This is a genomic window from Coprobacillus sp. AF33-1AC (assembly GCF_003475785.1).
Lineage (GTDB): Bacteria > Bacillota_I > Bacilli_A > Erysipelotrichales > Coprobacillaceae > Faecalibacillus.
In genome coordinates this window covers 45,921-60,542 of sequence record NZ_QRQB01000011.1, presented here as the reverse complement: position 1 = coordinate 60,542, position 14,622 = coordinate 45,921, and the positions used below count along the sequence as shown (strand labels likewise).

The 14,622-nt window shown below is 29.9% G+C and carries 13 protein-coding genes; 3 read left to right on the top strand and 10 right to left on the bottom strand.

Going from position 1 to position 14,622, the window contains the following annotated elements; translation table 11 throughout:
* Nucleotides 1-74: 74 nt before the first annotated feature.
* On the bottom strand, nt 75-815 hold the full coding sequence (locus tag DWZ53_RS05715; protein ID WP_118432736.1) for a MurR/RpiR family transcriptional regulator: 741 nt from the start codon (nt 813-815) through the stop codon (nt 75-77).
* 202 nt (nt 816-1,017) lie between these two features.
* On the opposite strand from DWZ53_RS05715, the gene tgt reads away from it, so the two are divergent.
* The 3 genes from tgt to DWZ53_RS05700 are packed head-to-tail and all read left to right on the top strand — an operon-like array spanning nt 1,018 to nt 3,826.
* Nucleotides 1,018-2,154, top strand: a complete 1,137-nt coding sequence (tgt, locus tag DWZ53_RS05710) for a tRNA guanosine(34) transglycosylase Tgt (protein WP_118432735.1) — start codon at nt 1,018-1,020, stop codon at nt 2,152-2,154.
* Nucleotides 2,154-3,179, top strand: a complete 1,026-nt coding sequence (gene queA / locus DWZ53_RS05705; protein WP_118432734.1) for a tRNA preQ1(34) S-adenosylmethionine ribosyltransferase-isomerase QueA — start codon at nt 2,154-2,156, stop codon at nt 3,177-3,179. Before tgt ends, queA begins: the two co-directional genes overlap by 1 nt.
* Nucleotides 3,179-3,826 carry an epoxyqueuosine reductase QueH gene (locus DWZ53_RS05700; RefSeq protein ID WP_118432733.1) on the top strand — a complete coding sequence of 216 codons (648 nt, stop codon included), beginning with the start codon at nt 3,179-3,181 and terminating at the stop codon, nt 3,824-3,826. The genes queA and DWZ53_RS05700 overlap by 1 nt, the downstream gene beginning before the upstream one ends.
* Nucleotides 3,827-3,890: 64 nt before the next feature.
* Here the strand turns inward: DWZ53_RS05700 and DWZ53_RS05695 are convergent, their stop codons facing one another.
* The 9 genes from DWZ53_RS05695 to cdaA form a co-directional block, all read right to left on the bottom strand.
* Nucleotides 3,891-5,549, bottom strand: coding sequence for a carbon starvation protein A (locus DWZ53_RS05695; protein WP_118432732.1), 1,659 nt, complete (start codon nt 5,547-5,549; stop codon nt 3,891-3,893).
* A gap of 226 nt (nt 5,550-5,775) precedes the next feature.
* Nucleotides 5,776-6,633, bottom strand: a complete 858-nt coding sequence (gene nadC / locus DWZ53_RS05690; protein ID WP_118432731.1) for a carboxylating nicotinate-nucleotide diphosphorylase — start codon at nt 6,631-6,633, stop codon at nt 5,776-5,778.
* The gene (locus DWZ53_RS05685) at nt 6,605-7,915 is read right to left on the bottom strand and encodes an L-aspartate oxidase (RefSeq protein WP_118432730.1); all 1,311 of its coding nucleotides are present in this window, start codon (nt 7,913-7,915) and stop codon (nt 6,605-6,607) included. The genes nadC and DWZ53_RS05685 overlap by 29 nt, the downstream gene beginning before the upstream one ends.
* A 12-nt stretch (nt 7,916-7,927) precedes the next feature.
* Complete coding sequence (gene nadA / locus DWZ53_RS05680) at nt 7,928-8,833, bottom strand: quinolinate synthase NadA (protein WP_118432729.1); 906 nt, start codon at nt 8,831-8,833, stop codon at nt 7,928-7,930.
* 120 nt (nt 8,834-8,953) lie between these two features.
* Nucleotides 8,954-10,258 (bottom strand): HAMP domain-containing sensor histidine kinase, encoded by a 1,305-nt coding sequence (locus DWZ53_RS05675; protein WP_118432728.1) that lies wholly within the window; start codon nt 10,256-10,258, stop codon nt 8,954-8,956.
* Nucleotides 10,258-10,911 (bottom strand): response regulator transcription factor, encoded by a 654-nt coding sequence (locus DWZ53_RS05670; RefSeq protein WP_118432727.1) that lies wholly within the window; start codon nt 10,909-10,911, stop codon nt 10,258-10,260. The genes DWZ53_RS05675 and DWZ53_RS05670 overlap by 1 nt, the downstream gene beginning before the upstream one ends.
* Nucleotides 10,912-10,985: 74 nt before the next feature.
* The gene (gene glmM / locus DWZ53_RS05665) at nt 10,986-12,338 is read right to left on the bottom strand and encodes a phosphoglucosamine mutase (protein WP_118432726.1); all 1,353 of its coding nucleotides are present in this window, start codon (nt 12,336-12,338) and stop codon (nt 10,986-10,988) included.
* Between the two features lie 9 nt (nt 12,339-12,347).
* Nucleotides 12,348-13,754: a YbbR-like domain-containing protein gene (locus DWZ53_RS05660; protein WP_233541850.1), complete on the bottom strand. Its 1,407-nt coding sequence runs from the start codon at nt 13,752-13,754 to the stop codon at nt 12,348-12,350.
* Nucleotides 13,747-14,565, bottom strand: coding sequence for a diadenylate cyclase CdaA (gene cdaA / locus DWZ53_RS05655; protein WP_118432725.1), 819 nt, complete (start codon nt 14,563-14,565; stop codon nt 13,747-13,749). Before cdaA ends, DWZ53_RS05660 begins: the two co-directional genes overlap by 8 nt.
* Nucleotides 14,566-14,622: the final 57 nt, after the last annotated feature.

The window sequence follows — 14,622 nt, the reverse complement described above, 5'->3', positions numbered from 1 at the left end:
TTGTCCCCTAAATAATTTGGCTTTCCCCCTAAATTATTTGGTTACCCTTCTTTTGCACATTTACCTTTTCTCTTTTAAATTTCTTGATTCTTAATTGTTTGTAATTTTCTAGCCATTCTTTCAATGATATACACAACAGGAACTTGAGATGAAATGTTCTTTGTTGATGGTAAGATTACCTTTTTAATAAAGTATGGTATGGTAATATCTGCCATTCTTGAAATTGTACTATCAGTTTCGTTTGTTATTGCGATAACTTTAGATCGTACCCCTTGATATAATCTAATTTGTTCAATAACTTCCTTTGTTTCACCACTATTAGAAACAGCAATCAATAAACAGTTATCGAAACGCTGTGATGGTGTTGGATAGAATGGATCATCAATATATTGGCTATAGTAACCAATATTAGAAAAGAATCTAGCACCATAATGAGCCATTGACCCACTTTGTCCAATTCCTAAAAAGACAATAAAATCACTATCTTGTATATATTGTATAGCTTTGTCTATCTTATCTTCAAATTCCTTTCCTTTAGAAAATTCAAAGAATTGATTGAGCATCGTAATTTCATCATCAATTTCTGGCATTTTGTTGACTTCAATAAATTGTTTAAGTTGCACTTTAAATTCAGCATAACCATCACAATCAAGTTTATGGCAAAAACGATTGATTGTTGCTGTTGATACATGACTTTCTTTGGCTAGATCACGAATGTTCATGCGAACTACTTTTTTGGTATTTTTTATGATGTAATTATAAACAATAAGTTCTGTGTCATTTAAACGAGAAATTTGTTCATATGTAAATATCATATTTACCCTCCACTCTTTTATAATTTAACCAAATATGACAATAACCTTACCTTATATTAATAATACATTTTTTCAAAAAAATCAATATCTTTACACAAATAGAAAATTATCATCACAAAATGCATTTTTTATTAAAAAAGTATAAATTGATTATTAAAATGAATTATTATATAATAACTTAGTTAAAGAATGGAGGAAAAAAATGGCAGCTATTTCATTTGAATTAAAACATGTTTGTAAACAATCAGGAGCTCGCTATGGCATCTTACATACACCTCATGGTGATGTCGAAACACCTATGTTTATGCCAGTAGGTACTCTTGCTACTGTTAAAGGGATTGCTCCTGAAATGTTAAAAGAAATGGGATCTCAAGTTGTTTTATCTAATACATATCATTTATGGTTACGACCAGGAGAAGACATTGTTGAAAAAGCCGGTGGTTTACATCGTTTTATGAATTATGATGGACCAATGCTTACAGACAGTGGTGGTTTCCAAGTATTCTCTTTAGGAAAAACACGTAAGATTGAAGAAGAAGGCGTGAAGTTTAAAAGCATTATTGATGGACGTGCTTTATTCTTATCTCCTGAAAAGGCAATTGAAATCCAAAATAAATTAGGTGCAGATATTATTATGTCATTTGATGAATGTGCACCTTATCCATGTACTTATGATTATATGAAAAAAAGCATGGAAAGAACTTTAAGATGGGCCAAAAGAGGAAAAGATGCTCATAAAAACACTGATAAACAAGCACTATTTGGAATTGTTCAAGGTGGGGAGTATCCTGATCTTAGAAAACGTTGTGCTCAAGAACTTGTCAAAATGGATTTCCCTGGTTATTCAATAGGGGGAACAAGTGTAGGTGAGCCTAAAGATGTCATGTACAAAATGGTTGAAGATACAATTCAATGGCTACCAGAAGATAAACCTCGTTATTTAATGGGGGTTGGTAATCCTATTGACTTAATTGAAGCTGCTATTCGTGGTATTGATATGTATGACTGTGTTTTACCTACACGTGTAGCAAGACATGGTGCCGTAATGACAAGTGAAGGTCGTTTAAATATTAATAATGAAAAATTTAAAGAGGACTTTGGTCCTTTAGATCCTCATTGTGATTGTTATACATGTAAAAATTATAGTCGTGCTTATTTACGTCATTTACATAAAAGTGATGAGATATTTGGTAAGACTTTGTTATCAATTCATAATGTTAGATTTTTATTGAAATTATCAGAAGATATTAGACAAGCTATTAAGGAAGATCGTCTTTTAGATTTTAAGGAAGAATTCTTAGATCAATATGGAAGAGACGTTTATAAGAGGGCATTTTAATGAAACTAAGTGAATTTGATTTTGATTTACCAGAAGAATTGATTGCTCAACATCCTGTTAAAAAAAGAGATACTTCTCGTTTAATGGTTGTAGATCGTGAAACAGGCTCTATTGAACATAAACATTTTTATGACATTGTTGATTATTTAAAACCTGGTGATGTTTTAGTAAGAAATAATACTAAGGTTATTCCTGCACGTTTATTTGGTATTAAAGAAGAAACAAATGGTCATGTAGAAGTTTTATTATTAAAAGAGTTAAAGAAAGATACTTGGGAGTGTCTATGCGGAAATGCACGTATTGTTAAAATGAATACGGTGATTAGTTTTGGTGAAGGTTTACTTAAAGCTAAGTGTATTGAAATTAAAGATGAAGGTATTCGTGTTTTTGAAATGATTTATGATGGTATTTTCTATGAAATACTTGATCAATTAGGAACAATGCCTTTACCACCTTATATTAAGGAAAAACTAGCTGATAAAGATCGTTATCAAACAGTATATGCTAAAATTGAAGGAAGTGCGGCAGCACCTACTGCTGGTTTACATTTTACTGATGAAATAAATCAAAAGATTATTGATAAAGGTGTTACTATTTTAGAAGTAACCCTCCACGTAGGTCTTGGAACATTTAGACCAGTTAAAGTAGATAATGTTTTAGAACATCATATGCATAGTGAATATTATATGATTGAACCTGATGTAGCAGATGCCTTAAATAAAGCAAAAGCCGAAGGTAGAAGAATTATTGCTGTAGGAACAACATCTACACGTACTTTAGAAGCAAATATGCAAAAATACGGTAAATTTACAGCAACTCATGAAAATACTGATATCTTTATTTATCCTGGATATCAATATAAAGCCATAGATTGTTTAATTACTAATTTTCATTTACCTAAGTCAACACTACTCATGTTAATTAGTGCTTTTGCTTCAAAAGAACTTATATTTAAAGCATATCATGAGGCTATTCAAGAAAAGTATCGTTTCTTTAGTTTTGGTGATAGTATGTTTATTAAATAATGAAAATCAATTATGATTTAAAATTCAAAGAAGAATTAGAAAAGATCCAAGGTAGACCTACTTTATTACTTCATGTGTGTTGTGGTCCTTGTAGTGGTAATGTCATAAAAGAATTAATTGAATACTTTGATATTACTATCTATTATTCTAATTCTAACATTTATCCAGAAACAGAATATCAAAGAAGATATCAAGAACTTGTTCATTTTATTGAACAGTTTAATCAAGATTATCATCAAAACATTCAAGTCATTGAAAAAAAATATGAACCGATACCTTACTACCTAGATATTTCTTTCTATAAGAATGAACCCGAAGGTGGTAAAAGATGTTATTTTTGTTATAAAAAAAGAATGCATGATGCTTATTTATATGCTTCGTTACATCACTTTGATTATTGGACAACTGTATTAAGTGTATCTCCTCATAAAAATAGTCAATGGATTAATGAAATAGGAGGTACTTACCCTATTGATAAAACTCAATTCTTATTTAGTGATTTTAAAAAGAATAATGGATATTTAAAATCAGTTAGATTTGCTGATCAATATCATTTATATCGACAAAATTATTGTGGTTGTGTCTATTCATACAAAGAGATGTTAGAAAGAGAAAAGAATAAAGAAAAAAATAAAGAAAAAAAATAAAGATACTGAAAATCAGTATCTTTTATATTATACAAAAAGCAACGATTAAATCGTTGCTTTATTTTTATGCTTTCTTTAATTTCTTTAAATCGTAGAAGGCAACAATGACACCTAATACAACTAATAAGATAGCAATAATTAATTGTAATCCACTTGTAGCAAAATCAATAGTACCTGTTAACATCCAAGCACTAATAATCTTATAAATTGATAATCCTAAAGAAGATAAAGTAACAACTAACATAATTGTCATTGGAATCCATAACATGAATCCTTTTCTTCCAGTTACTTTTAAGAACACTGATAATGAAATTAATACTAATGCTGATAATAATTGGTTAGCTGCACCGAATAATGGCCAGATATTTTGATATCCTCCGATACATAATACGTATCCACCTAATAAAGTGATAAGTGTAGCGACATGTTTATTAGTAATGAATTTCATGAATGGTGATTGTTCTTTATCATCTACAAATAATTCTTGCCAACTCATTCTACCAATACGTGCAACTGAATCTAATGAAGTTAAAGCTAATGCTGATAAAGCCATAGCAATAAAACAGTTAACAAAACGTGTAGGTAATCCAAGTGTTGATAAGAAACTATTAACACCATAAGCAAATGTTTGGAATGGAGTTGATCCTGCAGGCATATCTTTTAACACTGCTGAAGCAACAACTAAAGCTACAGTCGCTAATAAAGCTTCTAATAACATTGAACCATATCCAACTAATTTCATATCTTTTTCATTTTTAACTAATTTTGAAGAAGTACCACTTGATACTAATGAGTGGAATCCTGAAACGGCACCACAAGCAATAGTAACAAATAATGTTGGGAAGATGTAACTTCCATTGACTTCAAATCCAACGAATGCTTGAGAATTCATTGTTGGGTTTGCAATTAAAACACCAACTACAGCAGCAATAATCATACCTACAAATAAGAATGTAGATAAATAATCACGTGGTTCCATTAATAACCACATTGGTGTAACTGATGCTGCAAAGATATAAGCAAAAATAACGAAAATCCATACATTACGACTTGCCATAACTGGTACATAAGTTCCTAATACCATGATGACAACAAATAATACTAAACCAACTACAAATTGTAATTTAGCTGATGGTTTAAAGTAATGTGTAAATAAACCAAATGCTAATGCAGCAACAATGAATAATAATGAAATTGAAGCAACTGATCCATTAATAGTATTTTTAACTACTTTTCCAGCAGCATCTACTGGGAAACCGTTAAATGTTCCTGCAACAATATCAACGAAAGCTGCAATAACTAATAAAGTAAATAACCAACAGAATAACATGAACATTTTTCTACCTGTTTTTCCAACATATTGCTCAATGATCATACCCATTGATTTTCCTTCATTTTTAACTGAAGCATATAAAGCACCAAAGTCTTGTACAGCTCCAAAGAAAATACCACCAACAACAATCCAAATTAAAGCTGGAACCCATCCAAACATTAAAGCAATGATTGGTCCTGTAATTGGTCCTGCTCCTGCGATTGAAGAAAATTGATGTGTAAATACTTCAAATTTACTTGTTGGTACAAAATCTACACCATCTTCATATTTGTATGCAGGTGTTTGTGCTTTTTCATCAACACCCCATGTTTTTTCCAAATATGTTCCATAAACTTTATACGCTACAAGTAAAATAATCATAACAATAGCTAATATTGCTAATCCATTCATAACTTATAACCCCCCTAAATGTGAACAAGAGAATAATAATCCTATTTAATATATTTGTCAATATTATAAATTTATTTTTTAAATTTATCTTTATTAGAATTTTTTTATAAAAATCGAATATACTTTGTGTTTCAAAATTTTCTTTATAAAATACCTAAATAATTAATATTTCTCAACAAAAAAGAGAAGATATGATATCTTCTCCAATCCGCATTATATTGTATTTTTATTCATATGGTTTTAAGTTTTTTAATGAAAAATCTAAAACAGGTGCATTATATGTAATGGCTCCTGAAGATACAAAATCCACACCTAATTGAGCAATTTTTTCTAATCTTTCTGGTGTAACATTTCCTGAACATTCAGTTTGAGCACGATGATCAATTAACTTTAATGCTTCTTTCATCATCTCATCAGACATATTATCTAACATGATAATATCCGCCTTCGCTTCTATCGCTTCTTTTACCATCTCTAAGTTTTCTACTTCAACTTCTATTTTTCTTACAAAAGGTGCATAAGCCCTACATGCTTCTATCGCTTCTTTTACACCACCGGCTGCACCAATATGGTTATCTTTTATTAATACACCATCAGATAAGTTATAACGGTGATTTTTGGCTCCACCAACAGTAACCGCATATTTTTCAAAAATACGGTTATTAGGTGTTGTTTTACGTGTATCAAGTAAAACAGTATGACTTCCTTTTAAATGTTGGATAGCACGATGGGTATAAGTTGCAATTCCAGACATTCTTTGTAAGTAATTTAAAGCGACGCGTTCTCCTGATAAAAGAACACGGATATCACCACATACTTCACCTATATGATCACCTTTTTTAATTTCATCACCATCTTTATATTTACATATAAATTTAGTATCTTCATCTAATAATGTAAAGGCTCTTTCAAATACTTCTAATCCACAAATAATTCCATCTTCCTTAGCAATCAAATCAACATGACCTTCTACACGTTCTTTCATAATTGCATTTGTTGTTACATCTTCACTTGTAATATCTTCTTGTAAAGCATTTAAAATATATTGATCAATATTAACTTTCAAATTGACACCATTTATCATAGAATTCTTCATCCCTCTTTTTAATTTCATCTAACACTAACTTATGATTTTCTTTTTGTAATTTTTCAACATCTTGGTATTTTGTTAAATCATAATCTAAATGTTTATTTTCTACTTCAGCAATTGTTTCGTTAATAACACCGGCTGCTCTTTTAGCGAATACTAAACTTTCTAACAATGAGTTACTCGCTAATCGGTTAGCTCCATGAACTCCATTACATGCTGTTTCACCTACAGCATAGAGTTGTGTCATAGATGTTTTTCCGCATGTATCTGCTTTAATACCACCCATTAAATAATGTTGTGCAGGTACTACAGGTACAGGTTGTTTAAACATATCGTATCCTTCTTCTTTACAACGATCATAAATGTGAGGGAAACGATTTAAGACTTGATCATGATCCATATGCATAACACTTAAATATACATGATCACTATGGTCTTTTTTCATTTGTTCACGAATCGCATTAGATACAACATCTCTAGGTTGTAATTCATCAGTAAAACGTTCACCATCTTTATTTAATAAATAAGCACCTTCACCTCTTACTGATTCACTAATAAGGAAACTACGTTCATTTTTATTAGTATATAGAGTAGTTGGATGAATTTGAATATAATTAATATTTTCTAATTCAACATGATTTTTTAATGCTATCGCAAAAGAATCTCCGGTAATATGTCTAAAGTTGGTAGAATGCTTAAATAATCCTCCCATACCACCGGTAGCTAAAATAACAGCTTTACTATTAATTTGTTTAATTTCACCTTCATGTAAAACAATAATTCCTTTAACTTGATTTTGATCACATACTAAATCAAGCATTGTTGTATCTTCAAGTAAAGTAATATGACTTCTTTTTTTAACTTGCATAATCAGTTTACTTGTGATTTCTTTTCCAGTTACATCTTGATGATGTAAAATACGATAATTAGAATGAGCCCCTTCACGAGTATAGGCAAGATTACCTTGCTTATCTAAATCAAATTCTACACCATAATCCATTAACTCTTTCATAATATGAGGAGAATTTTTAATCATAATTTTAACTGATTCAGGATTATTTTCTCCGTGTCCTGCTTTTAATGTATCATTATAAAAAGCATCAAAATCATCAGGACTTTTTAAAGTACAGATTCCTCCTTGAGCTAAGTAAGAATCACTATTTTCTACTTTATCTTTCGTAATCATTAATATGTTCAATTGTGGATCAAGACTTAAAGCGGCAAATAAACCAGCTGCTCCTGTTCCAACAATGATAACATCATAATAAGTGTTCATTTTAATTCCTCTCTATTTTGCTAGTTCTAACATTTTTTCTAATGGATGTAAGGCTTTTTTACGATCAAATTCATCCATTTCTACAACATGGTTAAATTGTTCTAATGTTGAACATACTTTTTCTAAAGTGATTTTTTTCATATTAGGACATGTTTGATGGTTATTAACTAAATAAAATGATTTATCAGGATTATCATTTTGTAATTTGTGTAATACGCCTCTTTCAGTACAAATAATAAATTCTTGACTATCATCTTGATGAGCAAAATCAATAATTCCCGAAGTTGAACCTATATAATCAGCCATATCACAAATTTCTAAACGACATTCAGGATGAACAAGAACTTTTGCATTTGGATGTAATTCACGCGCTTTTTCAATATCTTCCTTACTGATTCCTTTATGAACATGACAAAAGCCATCATTAAAGATAAAATTCTTTTCCGGTACTTGCGTTGCAATATAACGTCCTAAATTTTCATCAGGTATAAAGTAAATGTTTTTTTGAGGTAAGTTTTTCACTATCTTCATTGCATTAGAAGAAGTAACACAAACATCACTAAACTGTTTTAGTTCTGCTGTTGAGTTGATATAACAAACAACAGCTACATCATCATATTCTTCTCTTACATGTTTAATTCTTACTATGTTAGCCATATGTGCCATTGGGCAATCTGCTTCTGGTTCAGGCATTAAAACTGTTTTTTCAGGATTTAAAATTTTTGCACTTTCACCCATAAATTCAACACCACAGAATAAAATCGCTTGTGCATCTGTTTCTACTGCTTTTTTGGCTAAGAAGTATGAATCACCTACATAGTCAGCTACATCTTGTACTTCACCTTCTACATAATAATGTGCTAAAATTACCACATTTTTTTCTTCTTTTAATTTTTTTATTTTTTCTACTAAATTCATTTTTCATCCCCATTTTCTTTTGTGAACATTTTAACAAGTTTTTCTAACATATTATATTCCTTTTTCTTAATCTTGTGAACTATTTTATAGCGAAAATTAACATAATTATCAAAAAAGGAGTTAAGCTTTATCAATAATAAAGCTTACTCCTTTTTCTTGATTAACAGCCTTGACTTGATAACCATACATTGTCACTGTTTTATAGACAATAGAAAGTCCTAAACCAAATTGTCCTTTAGTTCCAGTTTCGTATGGTTGAAATAATAACTGAGGATCATCTTTTTCTATAGGATCACCATCATTATAAATTTCTAAATAATCTTCTTTTAATGTAACCTTGATAATTTGATGAACATAGCGACAAGCATTTTCAATAATGTTTTCAATACAAATACGCCAATAATCATCTTTACCTTTAAAAATAACATCTTGTAAATCAACAACAATATCAATATCTGAATGTAACCCCTGCATTTGAATGACAATATGTTCAATTAAATCTTTCATCTTACAAACATCATCTGTTTCTTCACCACTTAAATAATCCAAACGATTTAAGTATAGTAAACTTTTAACTTTTTTATCTAAACGATCACTATTTTCAATAATCACATCTAATGATGAATCTTTATCCCCATAAGGATAAATATCATCTTTCATACTTTGAGCATAGGTACGAATTAAAGCAATCGGTGTCTTTAGATCATGAGATATATTATGAATCATTTCTTCTTTTATTTCATTTTGCTTATCTAACTCTTCTTTCATTTCAATTAATGAACGGGAAACAACCCCTATTTCATCTTCTCGATCAATATTCAGTTCACTCTCTTTATCTTCTTTAATATCATTAATATATTGACGTATCTTCTTTAAAGGTTTAATTAAACTAGATAACCATATAAAAATGACAACACCTAAAATCAAAAAAGCCCCATAAAAAATATAAATAACTTGCTGCCTTAGTGCTGTAATTAACGTTTTAGAATAATCACTGTATACTAAAGAAATAACATATGTACTAGAATCATACTTTTCAATTTGATAATAAACATCATCATTACCACATTTTCCTTTTTCTTGTATTTTCTCTTTATTATTAGAAATCATTTGATAAAGTTTTTGTGAAAATACAGGTGCAAGAACACTTGCTTTTTTGGTACTCATTCCTTGAGATGGATAAAGAGTATTCGATGATACATCATATGTCATATGATAAATTTGTTTTGTTGTATCTCGATATTCTGGAGAGTAATGATATGAATAAAAGGCAGATTGTGAACGATCTAAAACATCATACATTTCTTCATCAATTACATGAGATAAGTTCTTATCAATTAAGGGAAAAAGAATAACAAAAACAGTGATTGCAATGAGTGAAAAAATAACAATCAACTGCTTTTGTAATGATAATTTTTTTAACATTAATCTAGTCGATAACCAAAGCCATAAATCGTACGTACATTTATTTCTGGCATTTTCTTTCTTAAACGTCTAAGTGTGTCATCCACAACACGATCACTACCATAATAGTTTTCATCCCAAACTTTAGATAAGACTTGTTCTCTTGATATCGCAAGTCCTTTATTTGTAATAAAGTATACTAATAAATCATATTCCTTAGTTGTAAGTGTGATTTCTTCACCGCTACGGAAGACTCTTCTTTTTTCTAAATCAATATCATAACCATCTAATTGAATTTTGGATGGATCATCATAAGATCTTTTAAGTAAATTATTAATTCTTAAAATAACTTCCTTAATATTAAAAGGCTTTGTAATATAATCATCTGAACCCTTTTCTAAGCCAATGATACGATCAAATTCTTGATCTCTTGCTGACATAAAGATAATAGGCATTTTAGGTTTCTTTTCCTTTATTTCATTAAATAATTCAAAGCCACTTGCCTTATCAAGCATAATATCAATCAACCAAAGGTGAACATCATCCTCTTTATGCAACAAAGCTTCATCATAAGTATAAAATGAACAAACTGCATATCCTTCTCTTTCTAGATATGTTCTTACTAAATCATTTAAATTTTTTTCATCATCTATAATATTTATTTTAAATTGCATATATTTCACCTCACTTTTTACTATATATAAAATATTGCCATATTATATGGCAATATTATGTGATATTATGTTATTTATCTTTTAATGACAAATCCGCGCTCTCTCATCTTATCAATGATTTTTCGTACATTTTCACTACATTTTTCATCACTATCAGCTTCAACCATGACACGAACAACTGGTTCAGTACCAGATTCACGCACTAAAACACGTCCTTCATCACCAAGTGATGCTTCTACTTCTTTAATAACAGCTTGTACTTCAGGATCATTTTGTGCTTCCTTTTTATCTCTTACTGCTACATTTTGCATTAATTGTGGATAGATTGTGACTGGTTCTGTTAATTGGGCTAATGTTTGTTTACTTTCAATAACAGCTTCCATTACTTTTAATGATGTTAAAATACCATCACCAGTTGTCGCATGTTTAGAGAAAATGATATGTCCTGATTGTTCTCCACCTAAACAATGACCATTTTTAACCATGTTTTCGTTAACATATTTATCTCCAACAGCTGTTTTTTCATAATGAATATTTTCTTTATCTAAAGCTTTATATAATCCTAAGTTAGACATGACTGTTGTAACAATTGTATCATTAGATAATTCACCATGATCTTTTAAATATTTACCACATACATATAAAATTAAATCACCATCAACAACACGTCCAAATTCATCAACAGCGATACAACGATCTGCATCTCCATCATAAGCAAAACCAATATCTAAAGCATGATCTCTTACATATTTTTGTAATACATCAATATGTGTTGATCCACAATTAGTATTAATATTTAAACCATCAGGTTGATTATTGATAACATAAGTTTTTGCACCTAAAGCATCAAATACACTTTTTGCAATGGCACTAGAAGCACCATTAGCACAATCTAAACCAACACGAATATCTTTAAATGCACGTGTAGGAATAGACATTAAATATCCAATGTAACGATTACGTCCTACTGAATAATCTTTAGCACAACCAATTTTATCTTTAGTTGCGAATGGAATTTCATCAATTTCACCATCAATATATTGTTCAATCAACGCTTCTACTTTCGCATCCATTTTATGACCATTACCGTCTAAAACTTTAATTCCATTATCATAATAAGGATTGTGTGAAGCACTAATCATAATCCCACAATCAAATCCATCTGTTCTTACAATATAAGAAACTGAAGGTGTTGTTGTCACATGTAATAAATAGGCATCTGCACCACTGGCAGTTAATCCTGATACAAGTGCATATTCAAACATATAAGAACTTCTTCTGGTATCTTTTCCAATAACCACTCTGGCTTTTTCTTTGCCATGGCTAAAATACCACCCTAAATAACGACCTACTTTGTAGGCATGTTCCACTGTTAAATTAACATTGGCTTCCCCACGGAATCCATCCGTTCCAAAATATTTTCCCATAATATCCTCCTATTTTTTAATCAAAATGCTTACATTTTGAATATCATCAATTTGATAATTTAATGATTTGTCACTTAATTCTACTGAAAGCGGAACTAAATGTCGACCTCTTTTTAAATTTTCGACATCAACATATACTGTAATGTCATTATTTGTTAGTTTATTGACCTTTGATTCAGCTCCTGTCACAGTGACCTGTACAGCCTTTGTATTAAGAAAGCTAACTTGATATTTTTGATTGTTATTCTTTACATGAATAGGTAAATCTGAAAAAGCCTTAGAAATGGCATTTGTAATGGTAACAGTACCATCAACACTGGCAAAAGACATCTTATTAACGTTAGAATCTTTGACTAATTTTAAATCTTTAAAACTTTGAGTTGAAGAAAGATTATTGACATCAATTAATACTTTAACACTATCAATATCCTTAATATTAGCTGCGTCACCATATATTCTAACTTGTGATTTAGAAAAATCAACCTTTTCAACCGCAAATCCTGATGCAATTGTTCCAGTAAATTCAGGTTCTAAGCTTACTTTTTTACTATATGAACTAACAGAACAATCAACATCAACACTTGAAGGAATAATTTCCACATTTAATACTTTACCACTACGATCATATGCTTTTACTTTACATTTTTGACTAAACGAATCTGTAATTCCCTTTAAATCAATAACAGCGTCAACCGAATATATTTTATCAATATTGTCTTGGCTACCTCGCACTTCTACTTTATCATGTTCTAAAGAATTAACCGAAACAGAATACTTACTATCAATTTTATCTTCATTAATAAAGCGATAATTTAAATCAAATGTTTTTGTCACTTTTCTCGTAATTGTTACAGTAATAGTTTGAGGTACCATCATCACTTCTACACTATCAGGAAAATTACGTGATTTAAGTTCTACTGTTTGTTCACCCTCACCTAAACCTGATAAATCTACATAAACTTCATAATTCTTAGTCAGCTTTGTAGAATAAATATCTAGTGATGGTCCAATTAATCCTACATTCACTGTTTCTGGTACTCCAGCAACATCATAATCATCTTGTAAACCTTCTATTGCTACAGGTACAGATTTGATATAATCTCCGCCATTTGGTGTAGAAAATAGCGATTCTAATGAACCTCCACTTACAGTAAACAATAAAACTACAGCTAATAAAAACGATAATATTTTAATTGATAAATTTGATTGTAACATCTTATCAAATGTTGTATTAAGCAAATTAATCATTTTAAATAAAGCTTTCGCAAATTTTTCTTTTGTAGATGTATATTCTTCGCTAATACCACGATGATTGTTTGGCTTTGATTTTTTATCTTCTTCACTTTTTTCTTTATTAATAAATTTTAAAAAGAAATCAGTAGTTGAATCATGACGTGATGAATCTTTTTTATTCATCTTCATCACCATCCTTTTCATTAGAATTAAACCAATCTAACTCATTGACAAGTGATGCTTTTAACTCTTTACGAGGGATCTTTCTAAGTTTACCATTTATCGCAAAAGAAATCGTCCCTGTTTCTTCAGATACAACAATCGTAAGCGAATCAGTAATTTCACTAATTCCTAACGCTGCACGATGACGTGCCCCATATAATGGTGATAAATCCTGATTTGTTGGCGGGAAGAAAGCAGCAGCACATACAACACGGTCATTTTTGATAATAACAGCCCCATCATGTAATGGCGTTCCTTCCCAAAAGATTGTATTGAATAACTCTGATTTAATATCAGCGTTAATCTTTGTTCCTGTATTAATATAATCAATCAATGATTGTGTTCTTTCAAAAGTAATCAGTGCTCCAGTTTGAGTCTCCGATAACTTTGTTACAGAATCAACTATTTCATCAATTAAATGCTCTTTTTGATCATCTGACAAATCATTCATCTTATAATCCAATTTCGTACGTCCCATTTTTTCTAGTAGAGAACGAATCTCTGGTTGAAAAATCACAATAATCGCAATAATTCCCCATGTTAAAACTGTATCTACTAAATATGACATTGTTGTGAGTCCTAAAATAGATGTTACAAATTTTAAAATAAGAATAATCAGTACCCCTTTAAATAATTGCATAGTACGCATATTTTGTTTAAACATACCAATTAGTAAATATAAAACATACCAAACCATAAAAACATCTAATAATGTTCTTATAATATTGACAATAAACGATAAATTAAATTGTATCGCTGAAATATTAAACATTGTCTAACCACCTTCTTATTTCATATTATACCAAAACTGATAAAGATAGGATAGAAT

What these genes read in the sequence shown, in the direction of transcription:
- DWZ53_RS05715 (WP_118432736.1), bottom strand. Translation starts at nt 815, where the DNA reads ATGATATTTACATATGAACAAATTTCTCGTTTAAATGACACAGAACTT.
- tgt (WP_118432735.1), top strand. Translation starts at nt 1,018, where the DNA reads ATGGCAGCTATTTCATTTGAATTAAAACATGTTTGTAAACAATCAGGA.
- queA (WP_118432734.1), top strand. Translation starts at nt 2,154, where the DNA reads ATGAAACTAAGTGAATTTGATTTTGATTTACCAGAAGAATTGATTGCT.
- DWZ53_RS05700 (WP_118432733.1), top strand. Translation starts at nt 3,179, where the DNA reads ATGAAAATCAATTATGATTTAAAATTCAAAGAAGAATTAGAAAAGATC.
- DWZ53_RS05695 (WP_118432732.1), bottom strand. Translation starts at nt 5,549, where the DNA reads ATGAATGGATTAGCAATATTAGCTATTGTTATGATTATTTTACTTGTA.
- nadC (WP_118432731.1), bottom strand. Translation starts at nt 6,633, where the DNA reads ATGATAAATGGTGTCAATTTGAAAGTTAATATTGATCAATATATTTTA.
- DWZ53_RS05685 (WP_118432730.1), bottom strand. Translation starts at nt 7,915, where the DNA reads ATGAACACTTATTATGATGTTATCATTGTTGGAACAGGAGCAGCTGGT.
- nadA (WP_118432729.1), bottom strand. Translation starts at nt 8,833, where the DNA reads ATGAATTTAGTAGAAAAAATAAAAAAATTAAAAGAAGAAAAAAATGTG.
- DWZ53_RS05675 (WP_118432728.1), bottom strand. Translation starts at nt 10,258, where the DNA reads ATGTTAAAAAAATTATCATTACAAAAGCAGTTGATTGTTATTTTTTCA.
- DWZ53_RS05670 (WP_118432727.1), bottom strand. Translation starts at nt 10,911, where the DNA reads ATGCAATTTAAAATAAATATTATAGATGATGAAAAAAATTTAAATGAT.
- glmM (WP_118432726.1), bottom strand. Translation starts at nt 12,338, where the DNA reads ATGGGAAAATATTTTGGAACGGATGGATTCCGTGGGGAAGCCAATGTT.
- DWZ53_RS05660 (WP_233541850.1), bottom strand. Translation starts at nt 13,754, where the DNA reads ATGAATAAAAAAGATTCATCACGTCATGATTCAACTACTGATTTCTTT.
- cdaA (WP_118432725.1), bottom strand. Translation starts at nt 14,565, where the DNA reads ATGTTTAATATTTCAGCGATACAATTTAATTTATCGTTTATTGTCAAT.